This is a genomic window from Agromyces sp. NPDC058104, from assembly GCF_042884835.1.
GTDB lineage: Bacteria > Actinomycetota > Actinomycetes > Actinomycetales > Microbacteriaceae > Agromyces.
In genome coordinates this window covers 399480-419063 of sequence record NZ_JBHVTD010000003.1, presented here as the reverse complement: position 1 = coordinate 419063, position 19584 = coordinate 399480, and the positions used below count along the sequence as shown (strand labels likewise).

Below are 19584 nucleotides of genomic sequence, written 5' to 3'. Positions count from 1 at the left end.
GCTCCGCGCATGAGCCTCGCAGTGCGTGTCATCCCGTGCCTGGACGTGGCCGCCGGCCGCGTCGTCAAGGGGGTCAACTTCCAGAACCTCCGCGACGCCGGCGACCCCGTCGAGCTCGCGGCCCGCTACGCGGCGCAGGGCGCCGACGAGCTCACCTTCCTCGACGTGACGGCGACCGTCGACGACCGTTCGACGACCTACGACATGGTGCAGCGGGTCGCCGAGCAGGTCTTCATCCCGCTGACGGTCGGCGGAGGGGTGCGCTCCACCGACGACGTCGCGCGCCTGCTGGGCCACGGCGCCGACAAGATCGGGGTGAACAGCGCCGCGATCGCGCGCCCAGAGCTCATCGCCGAGATCGCCGACCGCTTCGGCGCGCAGGTCTGCGTGCTCTCGCTCGACGTGAAGCGCTCGGGTCGCACCGAGTCCGGCTTCGTCGTGACGACCCACGGCGGGCGCACCGAGACCGAGCTCGACGCGCTCGCCTGGGCGCGACGTGCGATCGAACTCGGCGCGGGCGAGCTGCTCGTGAACTCGATCGACGCCGACGGCACGAAGGCCGGGTTCGACCTCGAGCTCACGGGTCTCATGCACGAGCTCTCGTCCGTGCCGGTGATCGCCTCGGGCGGCGCGGGCCAGGTCGCCGACTTCGCACCGGCGATCGCCGCCGGCGCCGACGCGGTGCTCGCGGCGAGCGTCTTCCACAACGGCGAGGTGACGATCGGCGAGGTCAAGCGAGCCCTCGCCGACGACGGGAGGGTCGTGCGATGAGCGGGTTCTCGACGGCCGAGCAGGCGCTCGACCGCGCCGTCTTCAACGAGCAGGGGCTTCTTCCGGCGGTCATCCAGCAATGGGACACGGGCGAGATGCTCATGCTCGGTTGGATGGACCGGGAGGCGCTGCGCCGCACCCTGACGGAGGGCCGCGTCACGTTCTGGTCGCGCTCGCGCCAGGAGTACTGGCGCAAGGGTGACACCTCGGGGCACGCCCAGTACGTGCGCGAGGCCGCGCTCGACTGCGACGCCGATACCCTGCTGGTGAAGGTCGAGCAGATCGGCGCCGCGTGCCACACCGGCACCCGCACCTGCTTCGACGGCGACCCGATCGAGGTCGTCGCGGGCAGCCCGCCCGTCGACTGACCCGGCACGCCGACCGCATGCACGAGCCGACCGCCCACCGACGACGCGACGAGGAGACATGATGACCGCCGCCACGACGACGTTCGAGGAGTTCAGCGCGCTCCTGGCCGGTCGACGGGTCGTCCCCGTCGTCCGCGAGCTCTTCGCCGACGGCGAGACCCCCGTCGGCATCTATCGCAAGCTCGCCCAGGGGCGCCCGGGCACCTTCCTCCTCGAGTCGGCCGAGCAGGGCGGCATCTGGTCGCGCTACTCGTTCGTCGGGGTCTCGTCGTACGGCGTGCTCACCGAGCACGACGACGCCGTCGTCTGGCAGGACTACGGGCTCTCGGCCGAGCGGGCGCTCGGCGAGGCATCCGCGCTGCCCCCTCTCGCGGCGCTCGAGGCGCTGTTCGAGCGCTGGCAGACCGAGGACGTCCCCGGCGCGCCGCCGCTCACCGGCGGCCTCGTCGGCTTCATCGGCTGGGAGGCCGTGCGCCAGATCGAACACCTGCCGAACCGGCCGCCGGCCGAGTCGTCGATGCCGGGCCAGGCGTTCTCGTTCGTCGCCGAGCTCGTCGTGATCGATCACCGCACCGGCACGGTGCAGCTCATCGCCTCCGCCCTCAACGACGCCGACGCCACCTCCGACGAGCTCTGGCGCGAGGCGCAGGAGCGCCTCGACCGCATGCAGCGCGGGCTCGCCGAACCGGCGGAGGCGTGGCTCGCCGAGATCGACCTCGGCCGTCGTGCCGAGGCGACCCACCGCACCGAGGAGGCCGACTTCCTCGCGGCGGTCGAGCGCTCGAAGGACTTCATCCGCGACGGCGACGTGTTCCAGGTCGTCATCTCGCAGCGCTTCGAGCACGAGGCGACGGCGCCCGCGATCGACGTCTACCGGGTGCTGCGCAGCCTCAACCCGAGCCCGTATATGTACTTCGTGCACCTCGACGACGCCGACGGCGAGCCGTACTGGATCGTCGGCTCCTCGCCCGAGGCGCTCGTCAAGGTGCAGGACGGGCGCGTGTTCACCCATCCCATCGCCGGCTCGAAGCCGCGGGGCGCGACCCCCGAGGAGGACGCCGACCTCGAGTCGGAGCTCGTCGCCGACCCGAAGGAGCAGGCCGAGCACCTCATGCTGGTCGACCTCGCCCGCAACGACCTCGCGAAGGTGTGCGAGGCCGGCTCGGTCGAGGTGACCGAGTTCATGCGGGTCGAGCGCTTCAGCCACATCATGCACCTCGTCTCCTCGGTCGAGGGCGACCTCGTGCCCGGTGCCAACGCCATCGAGGTGTTCCGGGCGACCTTCCCGGCCGGCACGCTCTCCGGCGCGCCGAAACCCCGGGCGCTCGAGATCATCGACGAGCTCGAGCCCGCCCAGCGCGGGCTCTACGGGGGAGTGGTCGGCTACTTCGGCTTCGGCGGCGATGCCGATCTCGCCATCGCCATCCGCACCGCCACGATCTCGGGCGGCGTCGCCCGGGTGCAGGCCGGGGCCGGGCTCGTCGCCGACTCCGACCCCGTGAGCGAGTTCGAGGAGTCGCGCAACAAGGCCGCGGCGCCGTTGCGCGCCGTCGCCGTCGCGAACGCCATGCGGAGGGCCCGCTCGTGAGCCGTGCACGCATGAAGCTGCCCGCCATCGTCCTCACGATCCTCGGTGCGGGGCTCGGACTGCTCGCCTGGAGCCAGACCTGGTTCGAGCTCGTCCTCGCGAGCGGGGCGGGCGCGCACGTCACCGCCGAGGTGATCGCGGTGCCTGGCAGCGTCGCCTCGCCGGCGATCGCCGCGCTCTCGCTCGCCGGGCTCGCCCTCGCCGCGGCGCTCGCACTGGCCGGCCCGGGCATCAGGGTCGTCCTCGGCCTGCTCGAGGTGGTGCTCGGCGGATGTCTCGTCCTCGCCGCATCCCTCTCGCTCGGCGACCCCGTCGGCGCCGTGTCGCCCTCGGTGACCGAGGCGACCGGCGTCGCCGGCCGCGAGCCCACGGCCGAGCTCGTCGGCACCGCGGTCGCGACCGCCTGGCCGATCGTCGCGATCGTCGCCGGCGTTCTCGTCGTCGCTGCGGGCCTCGTCGTGCTCGTCACGGGCACGCGCTGGCCCGCCTCGACCCGCCGGTACCGCAGCGGCCTCGAACGCGCGGACGGCGACGGTGCGGCGCCTGGCGGCTCCGTCGACGCGCCCGAGCGTGCGGCGTCCGATCGCGCGATCGACGACTGGGACGAGCTGAGCCGCGGCGACGACCCGACCGATGACACGAACCACCCCGAACCGAACCGCTAGACTGGCGGGCGATACCCCCGCACGAAGGAGCAACATGAGCATCGAGACCGCAGACCCCGGCCACGGACACTCGCCCGCGGCGTGGACCGCCGTCACCATCATGCTCGTCGCGTTCGTGGTCGGCACGGTCGCCTTCTTCTTCGATGCGCAGTGGCTCGTCTGGGCGTCGGCCGGTCTCCTCGTCGTCGGCCTGCTCGTCGGCTGGGTGCTCGCCCGTGCCGGCTACGGCGTCGGCGGCTCGAAGGTCGCTGAAAAGGCGCACTAGGTGCTGGCCGAACTGACGGCGAACGCGGTCGCCGATGCGGTCGCACGCCGTGAGAGCCGTCCGCTCGCCGACGTCGAGGCCGCGGCGCTCGCCCGCCCGGCGGCGCTCGACGCCCTCGAGGCGCTGCGCCCCGCCGCGCACGTCAAGGTGATCGCCGAGATCAAGCGCTCGAGCCCCTCTCGCGGCCCGCTCGCGACGATCGCCGACCCGGCGGCTCTCGCCCGCAGCTACGAGCTCGGCGGCGCGAGCGCGATCAGCGTGCTCACCGAGGGGCGCAAGTTCGGCGGCTCGCTCGCCGACCTCGAGTCCGTGCGCGCCGCGGTCGCGCTGCCGGTGCTGCGCAAGGACTTCATCGCGACGCCGTACCAGGTGTTCGAGGCGCGCGCCGCAGGCGCCGACCTCGTGCTCCTCATCGTCGCCGCGCTCGACGACGCGACGCTCCGCGAGCTCTTCGACCTCATCGTCTCGCTCGGCATGACGCCGCTCGTCGAGACGCACTCGGCCGAGGAGCTCGACCGGGCGGCCGCGCTCGGCGCACGCCTGATCGGCGTGAACGCCCGCGACCTCTCGAGCTTCGAGCTCGACCGCGACCTCTTCGGCCGCCTCGCCGATCGCTTCCCCGAGGGTGCGATCAAGGTGGCCGAGTCGGCGGTGCTCTCGCCCGCCGACGTCGCGCACTACCGGGCGTCGGGTGCCGACGTCGTGCTCGTCGGCGAGGCCCTCGTCACGGGCGACCCGATTGCCAACCTCTCAGCTTTCCTGGCGGTGTGACATGGCGCTTCGCGCGCAGACCGGTCCGTACTTCGGCGACTTCGGCGGGCGCTTCGTGCCCGAATCCCTCGTCGCCGCCCTCGACGAGCTCGGCGAGGCGTACGATCTCGCGAAGCTCGACCCGGCCTTCGGCGCCGAGCTCGCCGAACTCGGTCGCAGCTACACGGGGCGTCCGTCGATCATCACCGAGGTGCCGCGTTTCGCGAAGCACGCGGGCGGCGCCCGCGTCATCCTGAAGCGCGAAGACCTCAACCACACGGGGTCGCACAAGATCAACAACGTGCTCGGCCAGGCGCTGCTCACGAAGCGCATCGGCAAGCAGCGCGTCATCGCCGAGACGGGCGCGGGCCAGCACGGCGTCGCGACCGCGACGGCGGCGGCGCTCTTCGGCCTCGACTGCACGATCTACATGGGCGAGGTCGACACCGAGCGGCAGGCGCTGAACGTGGCGCGCATGCGGCTGCTCGGGGCCGAGGTCATCGCCGTCACGGCCGGCTCGCGCACCCTGAAGGACGCGATCAACGAGGCGATGCGCGACTGGGTCACGAACGTCGCGACGACCAACTACATCTTCGGCACGGTCGCCGGTCCGCACCCGTTCCCCGAGATGGTGCGCGACTTCCAGAAGATCATCGGCGAAGAGGCGCGCCAGCAGGTGCTCGACCTCACCGGCGCGCTCCCGACCGCCGTGACGGCGTGCGTCGGCGGCGGATCGAACGCGATCGGCATCTTCCACGCCTTCCTCGACGACGAGGGCGTCGGGCTCTACGGCTTCGAGGCCGGCGGCGAGGGCGTCGACACGCCTCGTCACGCGGCGACCATCACGAAGGGCCGCCCCGGCGTGCTCCACGGCGCTCGCAGCTACATGCTGCAGGACGACGACGGCCAGACGATCGAGTCGCACTCGATCTCGGCCGGGCTCGACTACCCGGGCGTCGGCCCCGAGCACTCGTGGCTCTCCGCGATCGGCCGGGCGCAGTACCGCCCGGTCACCGACGACGCCGCCATGCAGGCGCTGCGCCTGCTCACCCGCACCGAGGGCATCATCCCGGCCATCGAGTCGTCGCACGCACTCGCCGGCACGCTCGAGCTCGGCCGCGAGCTCGGCCCCGACGCCACGATCCTCGTGAACCTCTCGGGTCGCGGCGACAAGGACATGGACACCGCAGCCCGGTACTTCGAGCTGTACGACGAGGAGGCCGGCGCATGACCGCTCGCAACACGGTCGGCCCGGTCATCGCGCGGCGCAACGCCGAGGCATCCGGTGCGCTCATCGGCTACCTGCCCGTGGGCTTCCCGACCCTCGACGAGAGCGTCGATGCCGCGGTCGCGCTCGTCGAGAACGGCGTCGACGTGCTCGAGCTGGGGCTCCCGTACTCCGATCCCGTCATGGACGGCCCGGTCATCCAGGCCGCCACGCAGCAGGCGCTCGCGAACGGCTTCCGCCTCGCCGACGGCTTCGAGGCGGTGCGCCGCGTCACCGAGCGGGTGGATGCCCCGGTGCTGATCATGACCTACTGGAACCCCGTGGTGCAGTACGGCGTCGAGCGCTTCGCCGCCGACCTGGCCGCCGCAGGGGGAGCGGGGCTCATCACCCCCGACCTCATCCCCGACGAGGGCGCCGAGTGGATCGCCGCCTCCGAGCGCGCCGGGCTCGACCGCGTCTTCCTCGCCGCTCCGACCTCGAGCGACGCGCGCATCGCGCAGGCCGTCGAGGCGAGCCGCGGGTTCGTGTACGCCGTGTCGACGATGGGCATCACGGGCGCCCGCAGCGATGTCGACGAGGCCGCCCGCACCCTCGTCGCCCGGCTCCAGCAGGCCGGCGCCCCGGCGAGCTGCGTCGGGCTCGGCATCTCGACGGCCGCGCAGGTGCGCGAGGTGCTCGACTACGCCGAGGGCGCGATCGTGGGGTCGGCGCTCGTGAAGGCCCTCGCCGACGGCGGGGTCCGGGCGGCGGGCGAGCTCGCCGCGGAGCTCGCGCGCGGCACGCGCGCCGAGTGAAGTACGCTGACTGAGGCCCACGCGGCCGACGTTTCTCCCGAGGAAAGGCAGCAGCCCGAGTGATTGCACCGCTCAGCATTCCGAGTCCCGACTACGAGTGGCAGGCTTGGGAGATCAACCTGTTCGGGTTGCAGCTCAACATCAACACCTACGCGCTCTGCATCCTCGTCGGCATCATCCTCGCCGTCGTGATCACCTCCCGCCGCCTGACCAAGCGCGGCGCCGAGCCCGGCATCGTGCTCGACATCGCGCTCTGGGCGGTGCCGCTCGGCATCATCGGCGCGCGCCTCTACCACGTGCTGACGCACCCCGACGACTACTTCTACGAGGGCGCGAACGTCTGGAACCCGTTCCAGCCCGGCGCCGTCTGGAACATCTGGGAGGGCGGCAACGCGATCTACGGCGCCCTCATCGGCGGCGCGATCGGTGTCCTCATCGGCTGCCGCTTCACCGGCATCCGGTTCCTCTCGTTCGCCGATGCGCTCGCGCCCGGACTCCTCGTCGCGCAGGCGATCGGCCGGCTCGGCAACTGGTTCAACCACGAGCTGTTCGGCGCACCCACCGACCTGCCGTGGGGCCTCGAGATCGAGGTCGACAACGCGGCCTGGCCGCAGGGACTCGCGGAGGGCACGCTCTTCCACCCGACCTTCCTCTACGAGCTGGTCTGGAACCTCGCGGGCGCGGCGCTCATCGTGCTCCTCGAGCGCCGGATCAACCTGCGCTGGGGCAAGGCCTTCGCCGTCTACCTGATCTGGTACGGCCTCGGCCGCTCGTTCTTCGAGTCGATCCGCGTCGACCCGAGCGAGATGTTCCTCGGCATCCGCGTCAACGTCTGGGCGTCGTTCGCCGCCGTCGTCCTCGGTATCGTCATCCTCCTCGTGCAGCGCCGTCGGCACACCGGAACCGAGCCGAGCCCGTACGTGCCCGGACGTGAATGGAAGGGCCCCGACGCTGAGGTAGACTCAGACGAAATCGAGTCCGACTCAGACTCTCTCGACGACGGCGTCGAGGGCGAGAACGAATCCCTGGGCGAGACGGCGGCCACAAGCCCGAGCCGTTCCACCTCTTAGGCAGCCGCCCCACACCACGTTCTCCGAACCGGCGCCGCACCATGCGTCGGACATCCCCGTGTAGGGCCGATGGCGTCCCCGCTTCCCACTAGTTGATGAGGACGGTCCCTGTGTCGCTCAGCCAACCCTTCTCGCGGTTCGGATCAGTCCCCGCCGCGCAAGGCATGTACGACCCCGCCGACGAGAAAGACGCCTGCGGGCTGGCGATGGTCGCCACGCTCCGCGGCACCGCGGGGCACGACATCATCACCGCGGCGCTCGACGCCCTGCGCCACCTCGAGCACCGCGGAGCCGTCGGCTCCGACGCGGGCACGGGCGACGGCGCGGGCATCGTGACCCAGATCCCCGACGAGTTCCTGCGTGCGGTGGCCACCTTCCCGCTGCCGGCGGCCGGGTCCTACATCGTGGGCAACGCATTCCTGCCCGTCGACCCGACCACGCGCAGCTCGGTCAAGCGGCAGCTCGGCGAGCTCGCGGCATCCGAGGGCCTCGAGGTGCTCGGCTGGCGCGAGGTGCCCGTCAGGCCCGAGGAACTCGGCACGCTCGCGCGCGCCGCCATGCCGGCGGTGCAGCAGCTGTTCCTGCAGTCGAGCGCGACGAACTCCAGCGGTGCGCGGCTCGAGGGCATCGCCCTCGACGTGCTCGCCTTCCGGTTCCGCAAGCGCGCGGAGCGCGAGCTCGAGCTGTACTTCGCCTCGCTGTCGTGCCGCACGATGGTCTACAAGGGCATGGTCACGACGCTCCAGCTCGAGCCGTTCTACCCCGACCTCTCCGACGAGCGCTTCGCCTCGAAGCTCGCCCTCGTGCACTCGCGGTACTCGACGAACACCTTCCCGTCGTGGCCGCTGGCGCAGCCGTTCCGCATGATCGCGCACAACGGGGAGATCAACACGATCCAGGGCAACCGCAACTGGATGCGGGCCCGCCAGTCCCAGCTCGAGTCCGAGCTGCTCGGCGACCTCGGCCCGATCCTCCCGATCGTGACCCCCGGGGCGAGCGACTCGGCCTCATTCGACGAGGTCGTCGAGCTGCTCACGCTCGCGGGTCGCAGCCTCCCGCACGCCATCATGATGATGGTGCCCGAGGCGTGGGAGAACCAGGCCGAGCTGAGCCCCGAGCGACGCGCGTTCTACGAGTACCACTCCATGCTCATGGAGCCGTGGGACGGCCCGGCGGCCATCGTCTTCACCGACGGCTCGCTCGTCGGCGCGACGCTCGACCGCAACGGCCTCCGCCCCGGGCGGTACGTCGTCACCGACGACGGGCTGGTGGTGCTCGCGAGCGAGATCGGCGTGCTCGACCTCGAGCAGTCCCGCATCGTCCGCAAGGGCCGGCTGCAGCCGGGCCGCATGTTCCTCGTCGACACCGAGGCCGGGCGACTCATCGAGGACGACGAGATCAAGTCGCAGCTCGAGTCGTCCGCGCCGTGGGGCGAGTGGCTCGAGGAGGGCCGGATCCGGCTCGCCGACCTGCCCGAACGCGAGCACATCGTGCACCCGCCGGCCTCGGTCAACCGCCGCCAGCGCACCTTCGGCTACACCGAGGAAGAGGTGAAGATCCTGCTCGCGCCGATGGCGCGCACCGGGCAGGAGCCGCTCGGCGCCATGGGCTCCGACACCCCGATCGCCGTGCTGTCCAAGCGCCCGCGGCTGCTCTTCGACTACTTCACGCAGCAGTTCGCGCAGGTCACGAACCCGCCGCTCGACTCGATCCGCGAGGCGGTCGTCACCTCGCTCGGCACCTCGCTCGGGCCCGAGCGCAACCTGCTCGACGCGGGTCCCGAGCACGCGCGCCAGGTCTCGCTCACCTTCCCGGTGATCGACAACGACGAGCTCGCGAAGATCGTGCACATCGATCCCATGCCGGGCCGGCGCACGACGGTGACCGTCCGCGGCCTCTACCGCTTCGACGAGGGCCCCGACGCGCTGCGCGACCGCATCGCCGCGATGTGCGGCGAGGTCGACGAGGCCATCGAGCAGGGTGCGAAGTTCATCGTGCTCTCCGACCGCGACTCGAACAAGGACCTCGCGCCGATCCCGTCGCTCCTCATGCTCTCGGCCGTGCACCACCACCTCATCCGCTCCGAGAACCGCATGAAGGTCGGACTCGTCGTCGAGGCGGGCGACGTGCGCGAGGTGCATCACATCGCCCTGCTCGTCGGCTACGGCGCCTCCGCGGTCAACCCCTACCTCGCCATGGAGAGCTGCGAGGACCTGGTGCGCGCCGGCGTCATCAGCGGGATCACCCCCGAGGACGCGGTCCACAACGTGATCAAGGCGCTCGGCAAGGGCGTCCTCAAGATCATGTCGAAGATGGGCGTCTCGACGATCTCGTCGTACGCAGGGGCCCAGGCGTTCGAGGCGGTCGGCCTCTCGCAGGAGTTCATCGAGGAGTACTTCACCGGCACGACGTCGAAGCTCGGCGGCGTCGGCCTCGACGTCATCGCCGCCGAGAACCTCGACCGGCATTCCAGGGCCTACCCGCAGGACGCGGCGGTGCGCGCGCACGAGCGTCTCGCGACCGGCGGCGAGTACCAGTGGCGCCGCGACGGCTCGCCGCACCTGTTCAACCCCGAGACGGTGTTCCGCCTGCAGCACTCGACGCGCAACCGGCGCTACGACGTGTTCCGCGAGTACACCTCGCTCGTCGACTCGCAGGCTGAGGAGCTCGCGACGCTCCGCGGCATGTTCGCGCTGCGCACGGGCACGCGTCCGGCGGTGCCGATCGACGAGGTCGAGTCGGTGGCGTCCATCGTCAAGCGCTTCTCCACCGGTGCGATGAGCTACGGCTCGATCTCGAAGGAGGCGCACGAGACCCTCGCGATCGCCATGAACCGGCTCGGCGCGAAGTCGAACACCGGCGAGGGCGGCGAGGACCTCGATCGTCTCCTCGACCCCGAGCGCCGCAGCGCGATCAAGCAGGTCGCCTCGGGCCGCTTCGGTGTGACGAGCATGTACCTCACGCACGCCGACGACATCCAGATCAAGCTCGCGCAGGGCGCCAAGCCGGGCGAGGGCGGCCAGCTGCCGCCGACCAAGGTGTACCCGTGGGTCGCGCGCACCCGTCACGCGACCGCGGGCGTCGGCCTCATCTCGCCGCCGCCGCACCACGACATCTACTCCATCGAAGACCTCAAGCAGCTGATCTTCGACCTCAAGCGGGCGAACCCGAAGGCGCGCATCCACGTGAAGCTCGTCAGCCAGTCGGGCATCGGCGCGGTCGCCGCGGGTGTCGCGAAGGCGCTCTCCGACGTGATCCTCGTCTCGGGGCACGACGGCGGCACCGGTGCGAGCCCCCTGAACTCGCTGAAGCACGCGGGCACCCCGTGGGAGCTCGGCCTCGCCGAGACGCAGCAGACGCTCATGCTGAACGGCATGCGCGACCGCGTCGTGGTGCAGGTCGACGGGCAGCTGAAGACCGGCCGCGACGTGGTCATCGGTGCGCTGCTCGGGGCCGAGGAGTTCGGCTTCGCGACCGCGCCGCTCGTCGTCGAGGGTTGCGTCATGATGCGCGTCTGCCACCTCGACACCTGCCCGGTCGGCGTGGCGACGCAGAACCCCGAACTGCGCAAGCGCTTCACGGGCAAGCCCGAGTTCGTCGTGAACTTCTTCGAGTTCATCGCCCAGGAGGTGCGCGAGTACCTCGCCGAGCTCGGCTACCGCTCGCTCGACGAGATCATCGGGCGCCGCGAACTGCTCGACGTCGACCGCGCGCTCGACCACTGGAAGGCCTCGGGCCTCGACCTGACCCCGGTGCTCGTCGGCCCCGACTTCTCGGAGTCCGAGCCGCGACGCAACGCCCGCGAGCAGGACCACGAGCTCGACGAGCACTTCGACAACGAGCTCATCCGTCGCAGCGGCATCGTGCTCGACGAGGGCGGTGCGATCGAGATCGCGCTGCCGATCAAGAACACCGAGCGCGCGGTCGGCACCATGCTCGGCCACGAGGTCACCGTCCGCCACGGCGAACAGGGCCTCCCGGCCGGCTCGATCGACGTGACCCTGACGGGCTCGGCCGGCCAGTCGCTCGGCGCCTTCATGCCGAGCGGCATCACGCTGCGGCTCGAGGGCGACTCGAACGACTACGTCGGCAAGGGGCTCTCGGGCGGGCGCATCGTCGTCCGGCCGTCGCGCGACAGCGGCTTCGTCGCCGAGCGCAACGTCATTGCGGGCAACGTCATCGGCTACGGCGCCACCCGCGGCAGCATGTTCATCCGCGGCATCGTGGGCGAGCGCTTCCTGGTGCGCAACTCCGGTGCCACCGCCGTCGTCGAGGGCGTCGGCGACCACGCGCTCGAGTACATGACGGGCGGCCTCGCGGTGATCCTCGGCGAGACCGGTCGCAACCTGGGCGCCGGCATGTCGGGCGGCACCGCGTACGTGCTCGGCCTCCGCGAGGAGCGCGTCAACCGCGAGTCGCTCACGAGCGGCGAGCTCGAGCTCCTCCCGCTCGGCAGCGCCGATCGCGAGATCGTCCGCGACCTGCTCGAGCAGCACGTCGCCGAGACCGACTCCGCGGTCGCCGCCGCGCTGCTCGCCGACGGCGACGCCGGGCTCGACCGCTTCACCAAGGTCCTGCCGCGCGACTACGCGGCCGTGCTCCGCACCCGCCAGAGCGCGGTCGACGAGGGGCTCGACCCCGACGGCGACGTCGTCTGGTCGCGCATCCTGGAGGTCACCAATGGCTGACAGGACGAAGGTCTGGTCGCGCGCGGTACCGATGAACATCCTGGAGGTCACCAATGGCTGACAGGACGAAGGTCTGGTCGCGCGCGGTACCGATGAACATCCTGGAGGTCACCAATGGCTGACAGGACGACGGTCTGGTCTCGCGCGGTACCGATGAACATCCTGGAGGTCACCAATGGCTGACAGGACGACGGTCTGGTCTCGCGCGGTACCGATGAACATCCTGGAGGTCACCAATGGCTGACAGGACGACGGTCCGGTCTCGCGCAGTATCGACGAACATCATGGAGGTGACGAATGGCTGACCCCAAGGGCTTTCTGAAGGTCACCGAGCGCGAGCTGCCGAAGCGGCGGCCCGTGCCGGTCCGGATCATGGACTTCAAGGAGGTCTACGAGCAGGGCGACCCCGCGCAGCTGCGCAGGCAGGCCGGCCGTTGCATGGACTGCGGCATCCCGTTCTGCCACCAGGGCTGCCCGCTCGGCAACCTCATCCCCGAGTGGAACGACCTCATGTACCGGGGCGAGGGCCGGGCGGCGATCGAGCGCCTGCACGCGACGAACAACTTCCCCGAGTTCACGGGGCGGCTGTGCCCCGCGCCGTGCGAATCGGCGTGCGTGCTCGGCATCAACCAGCCGGCCGTCACGATCAAGCAGGTCGAGGTCTCGATCATCGACCAGGCGTTCGGCAGCGGATGGGTGCAGCCGCAGCCGCCCGGGCGCCTCACCGGCAAGACGGTCGCCGTCGTCGGCTCCGGGCCCGCCGGCCTCGCGGCGGCGCAGCAGCTGACCCGCGCCGGCCACACGGTCGCGGTGTTCGAGCGCGACGACCGCATCGGCGGCCTGCTGCGCTACGGCATCCCCGACTTCAAGATGGAGAAGAGGCACCTCGAGCAGCGTCTCGCGCAGATGACCGCCGAGGGCACCCGCTTCCGGGCCGGCATGAACATCGGCGTCGACATCACCTGGGACCAGCTGCGCGAGCGCTACGACGCCGTCGTGGTCGCGACCGGCGCGATGGTTCCGCGCGACCTGCCGATCCCGGGGCGCGACCTGCCGGGCGTGCACTTCGCGATGGAGTACCTCGTGCAGTCGAACCGCCACGTCGCGGGCGACGAGGTCTTCGACCAGATCTCGGCCGAGGGCAAGCACGTCGTCGTCCTCGGCGGCGGCGACACCGGGGCCGACTGCATCGGCACGGCGCACCGCCAGGGCGCGCTGTCGGTGACGAACCTCGCGATCGGCAAGCAGCCGGGGGAGTCGCGCCCCGAGCACCAGCCCTGGCCGATGCATCCGACGCTGTTCGAGGTGCAGAGCGCCCACGAGGAGGGCGGCCGCCGCGAGTACCTCGTCTCGACGGTCGAGTTCGTCGCGAACGACTCGGGCGAGCTCCGGGCCATCCGGGTCGCCGAGACCGAGTACCTCGACGGCCGACGCGTGCCGAAGGCGGGCACGGAGCGCGAGATACCCGCCGACCTCGTGCTGCTGGCGCTCGGCTTCACCGGGCCCGAGAGCCGCGAGCTCGACGAGCAGCTCGCGCTGACGGTCACCGACCGGGGCAACCTCGAGCGCGACGCGGCCTACGCGACCGCGCAGCCCGGCGTGTTCGTCGCCGGCGACGCCGGACGCGGGCAGTCGCTCATCGTCTGGGCGATCGCGGAGGGCCGGGCTGCGGCCGCAGCCGTCGACCGGTACCTTGAAGGCGAGACCTCGCTGCCGAGCCCGATCCCGGCGAACGCGCGCGCGTTCGCCATCTGAACCCGGCGCGCCGCCGGCGGCGCGTCTTTCGTACCAACACCAGCGCTTCGGCGCGGAACACCGGGAGCACATACACATGAGACGAGCGAAGATCGTCGCCACCCTCGGGCCGGCGACGTCGAGCTACGAGCAGATCCGGGCGATCATCGATGCGGGCGTCGACGTCGCACGAATGAACCTCAGCCACGGCACGTACGACGTCCACGAGGGCGTCTACCAGAACGTGCGCAAGGCCGCGAGCGACTCGGGCCGCGCGGTCGCCGTGCTCGTCGACCTGCAGGGCCCGAAGATCCGCCTCGGCAAGTTCGCCGACGGCCCGCACGAGCTCGCCGAGGGCGACATCTTCAAGATCACCACAGAAGACATCCTCGGCACGAAGGAGATCGTCGGCACGACCTTCAAGGGCCTCCCGCAGGACGTCAAGCCTGGCGACTTCCTCCTCATCGACGACGGCAAGGTGCGCGTCGAGGTCGTCGAGACCGACGGCACGGTCGTCACGACCAAGGTCGTCGTCGCCGGCCCCGTCTCGAACAACAAGGGCATCAACCTGCCCGGCGTCGCGGTCAACGTGCCCGCGCTCTCCGAGAAGGACGAGGCCGACCTCCGCTGGGGCCTCGAGCTCGGCGCCGACCTCATCGCGCTCTCGTTCGTGCGGAACGCGGCCGACATCACCCGCGTGCACGAGATCATGGACGAGGTCGGCCGCCGCGTGCCGGTGGTCGCCAAGGTCGAGAAGCCGCAGGCCGTCGACGCCCTCGAGGAGATCACCGAGGCCTTCGACGCCGTCATGGTCGCCCGTGGCGACCTCGGCGTCGAGCTGCCGCTCGAGGCCGTGCCGATCGTGCAGAAGCGCGCGGTCGAGATCGCCCGCCGTCTCGCCAAGCCCGTCATCGTCGCGACCCAGATGCTCGAGTCGATGATCCACAGCCCCGTCCCGACGCGCGCCGAGACCTCCGACGTCGCCAACGCGGTGCTCGACGGCGCCGACGCCGTCATGCTCTCGGGCGAGACGAGCGTCGGCGAGTATCCGGTCATCACCGTGCAGACCATGGCGCGCATCGTCGAGTCGACCGAGCAGCACGGTCTCGACCGCATCGCGCCGCTCGGCACGAAGCCCCGGACGCAGTCGGGCGCGATCACCGCGGCCGCCGTCGAGGTCGCCGACTTCGTCGAGGCGAAGTACCTCTGCGTCTTCACCGAGTCGGGCGAGACGGTGCGCCGCATGACGCGTCTGCGCTCGAAGATCCCCATCCTCGCCTTCACGCCCGACCCCGCCATCCGTCGCCGCATGGCGCTCAACTGGGGCGTCGAGTCGTTCGTCGTCTCGCGCGTCACCCACACCGACCAGATGGTCGGGCAGGTCGACGAGGCGCTCGCGAAGACCGGCAAGGCCGTCAACGGCGAGAAGGTCGTCATCATCTCGGGTTCCCCTCCCGGAATCCCGGGCACCACGAACGACGTGCGCGTGCACGTCGTCGGCGAGGTGCTCTAGCGCATCCGCGAAGGAGCCGGCCCGCGAGGGCCGGCTCCTTCGTCGTTCCCGTCCGTTCGGGCAGCGGCGGATGCCTCGGCCTGCGACACTGCTGGGGTGGTCGTGCGATTCGAATGCAGGACGGTCCTGGCGATGCCCCGTGAGGCCGCGTTCGACCGGTCGCGCTCCATCGACCTGCACGTCGCCTCCCTGGCCCACACGGACGAACGGGCGGTCGGGGGCGTGACGTCGGGGGCGATCGGCCTCGGCGAGGAGGTCACGTGGCGGGCCCGCCACTTCGGCCTGCGCTGGCGCATGACGAGCCGGATCACCGAGTCCGACCGCCCGCACCGCTTCGTCGACGAGCAGGTGCGCGGCCCGTTCCGGTGGTTCCGGCACGTGCACCGTTTCGAGCCGGGCGCGGCGGGCGAGACGGTCATGATCGACGAGGTCGCCTTCGCGGCGCCCCTCGGGCCGCTCGGCCGCATGGTCGAACCGGTGCTCGGGCCGTATGTCAGACGCCTCATCGAGCGGCGGAACGTGCACCTCGCCGCCTCCGACGAGGCATGATCGGGGCAGTCGATCGAGTCGGTGCCGGTGGTGGGGGTCGAACCCACACGCCCTTTCGGGCAAAGCATTTTGAGTGCTCCGCGTCTGCCATTCCGCCACACCGGCCTGAGGCCTCGCCCAGAATACCGTAGGCTTTCCTGCGTGACAGACACCGAATCAACTCAGCCGGCAGCTCCGCGCCGCGTGGTCGTGGCGGAGGATGAGTCGCTCATCCGCCTCGACATCGTCGAGATCCTGCGCGACAACGGCTTCGAGGTCGTCGGCGAGGCGGGTGACGGCGAGACGGCCGTGGCGCTCGCGACCGAGCTCCGACCCGATCTCGTCATCATGGACGTCAAGATGCCCCAGCTCGACGGCATCTCCGCCGCAGAGCGGCTCTCGAAGGGCCACATCGCCCCGGTCGTCCTCCTCACGGCGTTCAGCCAGAAGGAGCTCGTCGAGCGCGCCAGCGAGGCCGGGGCCCTGGCCTACGTCGTGAAGCCGTTCACGCCGAACGACCTGCTGCCCGCGATCGAGATCGCGCTGGCCCGGCACGCCCAGATCATCGCGCTCGAGGCCGAGGTCGGCGACCTCGTCGAGCGCTTCGAGACCCGCAAGCTCGTCGACCGGGCGAAGGGCCTCCTGAACGAGAAGATGGGCCTCTCCGAGCCCGAGGCCTTCCGGTGGATCCAGAAGGCGTCGATGGATCGCCGCCTCACCATGAAGGACGTCTCCCAGGCGATCATCGAGCAGCTCGCCGCCAAGAAGTAGGGCCTCGAGCCCCGAACGACGGATGCCTCGACGACACGTGTCGTCGAGGCATCCGTCGTTCGCATTCGAGGGGCGCCAGGCGCGTCGGGGAGTGTCGGCGGCCGCTTGTAGGCTGGTGCGGTGACGGACGCAGACAAGCCCACCCTCCTCGTCGTCGATGGCCACTCGCTGGCCTTCCGAGCCTTCTACGCCCTCCCGGTCGACAGCTTCACCACTCGCGACGGGCAGCACACGAACGCCATCCACGGCTTCCTGTCGATGCTGCTCCTGCTGCTGCAGAACGAGAAGCCCACGCACCTCGCGGTGGCGTTCGACATCTCGCGGCACTCGTTCCGCACCCGCGAGTACCCCGAGTACAAGGGCACCCGCGGCGAGACGCCGGTCGAGTTCAAGGGCCAGGTGCCCCTGCTGCAAGACGCGCTGAAGGCGATGGGCGTGCGCACCCTCGAGAAAGAGGACTTCGAGGCCGACGACATCCTCGCGACGCTCGCCGCGCGCGGCAGCGCCGAGGGCTACCGCGTGCTGCTCGTCTCGGGCGACCGCGACACCATCCAGCTCGTCAACGACGACGTCACGCTCCTGTACCCGAACACCCAGGGCGTGTCGCAGCTCAAGCGCTACGACACCGAGGCCGTGCTCGAGCGCTACGGCGTGCGCCCCGAGCAGTACCCCGACATCGCGGCCCTCGTCGGCGAGACGAGCGACAACCTCATCGGCATCACGAAGGTCGGCGAGAAGACCGCGGTGAAGTGGCTCGGCCTCTACGGCGACCTCGACGGCATCCTGGAGCACGCCGACGAGATCAAGGGCGTCGTCGGGCAGAACCTGCGCGACCAGCGCGAGAACGCGATCCGCAACCGCCGGCTCAACCGGCTGGTCACCGACGTCGAGCTCGATCTCGGCATCGACGAGCTCGCGGCGAAGCCGATCGACATCGAGGCCGTCCGCCCCGTGTTCGAGCGGCTCGAGTTCCGCACGCTGTTCGAGCGGCTCCGCAAGCTCGCCTCGGGCGAGACGAACGGCAACGGCAGCGGCAACGGGGCGAGCGCCCCGGCGGCGGCCGTCGCGCCCGAGCAGGCCGCCCCGCCCATCCCGACGCCGAGGCTGCTGCTCGACGAAGAGCTGGAGGCCTGGCTCGCGAAGGCGGTGGCCGCCGAGCCTGCCGGTCTCGGGCTGAGCCTCGAGGTGGTCGACGGGCGGGTGATCGGCGCGGGCATCGCCACCGCCGCCGAGACGGTGCGCCTGCCGTGGCAGGCCGGTCGCAGCGACTACGCGCCGTTCGAGGCCTGGCTCGCGAGCGATTCGCCCAAGATCATGACCGACGCGAAGCCGCAGCTCGAAGCGCTCGAGCGTTCGGGTCTCGAGATCGACGGGCTCGTGCTCGACACGCTCGTCGCGGGCTGGCTCGCACGCCCGATCCTCGCCGAGAAGAGCCTCGCCGACCTCGTCGAGCGCTATCTCGGCGAAACCGTCCCGCAGGCCGATCCCTCGCAGCTCGTGCCCGAGGAGGGCGCCGATGCCGGCGCTCCCGAGTACGCCTGGTTCACCCTTCGCGTCGCCCCGGTGGTGCTCCGCGCGCTGCCCGAGGCCTCGCGCAAGCTCCTCGCCGAGGTCGAGATGCCGCTCGTGCCGGTGCTCGCCGCGATGCAGCTGCGCGGCGTCGCCGTCGACCACGCCGAGCTGGCGGCGCTGTCGGGCGAGCTCGGCGACCGTGCGGCCGGCCTCGCCCAGCTCGCCTTCGCCGAGATCGGCCGCGAGGTGAACCTCGGTTCGCCCAAGCAGCTGCAGGAGGTGCTGTTCGACCAGCTCGCGATGCCGAAGACGCGAGCGACGAAGACCGGCTACACGACCGACGCGAACGCGCTCGCCGACCTGCAGGAGTCGAACCCGCACCCGTTCCTCGGGTACCTCCTCGAGCACCGCGACGCGACCAAGCTGCGCCAGATCGTCGAGTCGCTCGACAAGTCGATCGCCGCCGACGGCCGCATCCACACGACGTACGGCCAGATCGGCGCGGCCACCGGGCGCATGTCGTCGAACGACCCGAACCTCCAGAACATCCCGATCCGCACCGAGGACGGCCGCCGGATCCGCAAGGCGTTCCGCCACGGCTCCGACTTCGCCGAGCTGCTCACCGCCGACTACTCGCAGATCGAGATGCGGATCATGGCGCACCTCTCGGGCGACCCGGGGCTCATCGAGGCGTTCAACGCAGGGGAGGACCTGCACCGGTTCGTCGGCGCCCGCGTGTTCTCGGTCGACCCCGCCGACGTGACCCCGCTCATGCGCACCAAGGTGAAGGCGATGTCGTACGGCCTCGCCTACGGTCTCAGCGCGTTCGGCCTCTCGAAGCAGCTCCGTATCGACCGCGCCGAGGCGACCCAGCTCATGAAGGAGTACTTCGAGCGCTTCGGCGCGGTGCGCGACTACCTGCGGGGCGTCGTCGAGCAGGCGAAGATCGACGGCTACACCGAGACGATCTTCGGCCGACGTCGCCCGTTCCCCGACCTGAACAGCCCCAACCGCGTGCACCGCGAGAACGCCGAGCGCGCTGCGCTCAACTCGCCCATCCAGGGCTCCGCGGCCGACATCATGAAGATCGCGATGGTGAGCGTCGAGCGCGAGATCGCCGAACAGGGGCTCGCGAGCCGCATGCTCATGACCGTGCACGACGAGCTCATCTTCGAGGTCGCGGCCGGTGAGAGCGAGGCGCTCGAGGCGCTCGTGCGCGACAAGATGGCGAACGCGGCCGAGCTCCTCGTCCCGCTCGACGTCCAGGTCGGGCGCGGCGCGAACTGGGAGGACGCGGGGCACTGATCGAGAGATCCTCGACGTCGACAGGGATGTCTCG

The 19584-nt window shown here is 70.9% G+C and carries 15 protein-coding genes and 1 tRNA gene; 15 read left to right on the top strand and 1 reads right to left on the bottom strand.

The features are described from left to right. Positions 1-9 precede the first annotated feature (9 nt). The 13 genes from hisF (at position 10) to ACFVTH_RS15750 (ending at position 15983) form a co-directional block, all read left to right on the top strand. On the top strand, positions 10-771 hold the full coding sequence (hisF, locus tag ACFVTH_RS15810) for an imidazole glycerol phosphate synthase subunit HisF (protein WP_387092881.1): 762 nt from the start codon (positions 10-12) through the stop codon (positions 769-771). Further along, positions 768-1139 carry a phosphoribosyl-AMP cyclohydrolase gene (gene hisI / locus ACFVTH_RS15805; protein ID WP_387092878.1) on the top strand — a complete coding sequence of 124 codons (372 nt, stop codon included), beginning with the start codon at positions 768-770 and terminating at the stop codon, positions 1137-1139. The genes hisF and hisI overlap by 4 nt, the downstream gene beginning before the upstream one ends. A 61-nt stretch (positions 1140-1200) precedes the next feature. Next, positions 1201-2727, top strand: a complete 1527-nt coding sequence (locus ACFVTH_RS15800) for an anthranilate synthase component I (protein WP_387092876.1) — start codon at positions 1201-1203, stop codon at positions 2725-2727. Next, positions 2724-3392 (top strand): Trp biosynthesis-associated membrane protein, encoded by a 669-nt coding sequence (locus ACFVTH_RS15795; protein WP_387092874.1) that lies wholly within the window; start codon positions 2724-2726, stop codon positions 3390-3392. The genes ACFVTH_RS15800 and ACFVTH_RS15795 overlap by 4 nt, the downstream gene beginning before the upstream one ends. Before the next feature lie 34 nt (positions 3393-3426). Next, a complete protein-coding gene (locus tag ACFVTH_RS15790; RefSeq protein ID WP_387092871.1) occupies positions 3427-3657 on the top strand; it encodes a DUF6704 family protein in 231 nt (76 codons plus the stop codon). Beyond that, complete coding sequence (gene trpC, locus ACFVTH_RS15785) at positions 3658-4428, top strand: indole-3-glycerol phosphate synthase TrpC (RefSeq protein WP_387092869.1); 771 nt, start codon at positions 3658-3660, stop codon at positions 4426-4428. Position 4429: 1 nt separating this feature from the next. Further along, on the top strand, positions 4430-5638 hold the full coding sequence (trpB, locus tag ACFVTH_RS15780) for a tryptophan synthase subunit beta (protein ID WP_386941049.1): 1209 nt from the start codon (positions 4430-4432) through the stop codon (positions 5636-5638). Continuing rightward, entirely contained in the window at positions 5635-6429 is a 795-nt protein-coding gene (gene trpA / locus ACFVTH_RS15775) for a tryptophan synthase subunit alpha (protein WP_387092866.1), read from the top strand. The genes trpB and trpA overlap by 4 nt, the downstream gene beginning before the upstream one ends. Positions 6430-6488: 59 nt before the next feature. Continuing rightward, a complete protein-coding gene (gene lgt, locus ACFVTH_RS15770) occupies positions 6489-7499 on the top strand; it encodes a prolipoprotein diacylglyceryl transferase (RefSeq protein ID WP_387092863.1) in 1011 nt (336 codons plus the stop codon). A 164-nt stretch (positions 7500-7663) separates the two neighbouring features. Continuing rightward, entirely contained in the window at positions 7664-12187 is a 4524-nt protein-coding gene (gene gltB / locus ACFVTH_RS15765; RefSeq protein ID WP_387092861.1) for a glutamate synthase large subunit, read from the top strand. A gap of 297 nt (positions 12188-12484) precedes the next feature. After that, entirely contained in the window at positions 12485-13942 is a 1458-nt protein-coding gene (locus tag ACFVTH_RS15760; RefSeq protein ID WP_387092858.1) for a glutamate synthase subunit beta, read from the top strand. 76 nt (positions 13943-14018) lie between these two features. Further along, positions 14019-15434, top strand: coding sequence for a pyruvate kinase (pyk, locus tag ACFVTH_RS15755; protein WP_387092855.1), 1416 nt, complete (start codon positions 14019-14021; stop codon positions 15432-15434). A 132-nt stretch (positions 15435-15566) separates the two neighbouring features. Then, on the top strand, positions 15567-15983 hold the full coding sequence (locus tag ACFVTH_RS15750) for an SRPBCC family protein (protein WP_387092854.1): 417 nt from the start codon (positions 15567-15569) through the stop codon (positions 15981-15983). A gap of 22 nt (positions 15984-16005) precedes the next feature. Here the strand turns inward: ACFVTH_RS15750 and ACFVTH_RS15745 are convergent. Further along, positions 16006-16088: transfer RNA gene (locus ACFVTH_RS15745), tRNA-Leu, on the bottom strand. Between the two features lie 36 nt (positions 16089-16124). Between ACFVTH_RS15745 and ACFVTH_RS15740 the strand changes: the two genes are divergently transcribed. Then, positions 16125-16733, top strand: coding sequence for an ANTAR domain-containing response regulator (locus tag ACFVTH_RS15740; protein ID WP_022888030.1), 609 nt, complete (start codon positions 16125-16127; stop codon positions 16731-16733). A gap of 120 nt (positions 16734-16853) precedes the next feature. Then, positions 16854-19550 carry a DNA polymerase I gene (polA, locus tag ACFVTH_RS15735; protein ID WP_387092851.1) on the top strand — a complete coding sequence of 899 codons (2697 nt, stop codon included), beginning with the start codon at positions 16854-16856 and terminating at the stop codon, positions 19548-19550. Positions 19551-19584 lie beyond the last annotated feature (34 nt).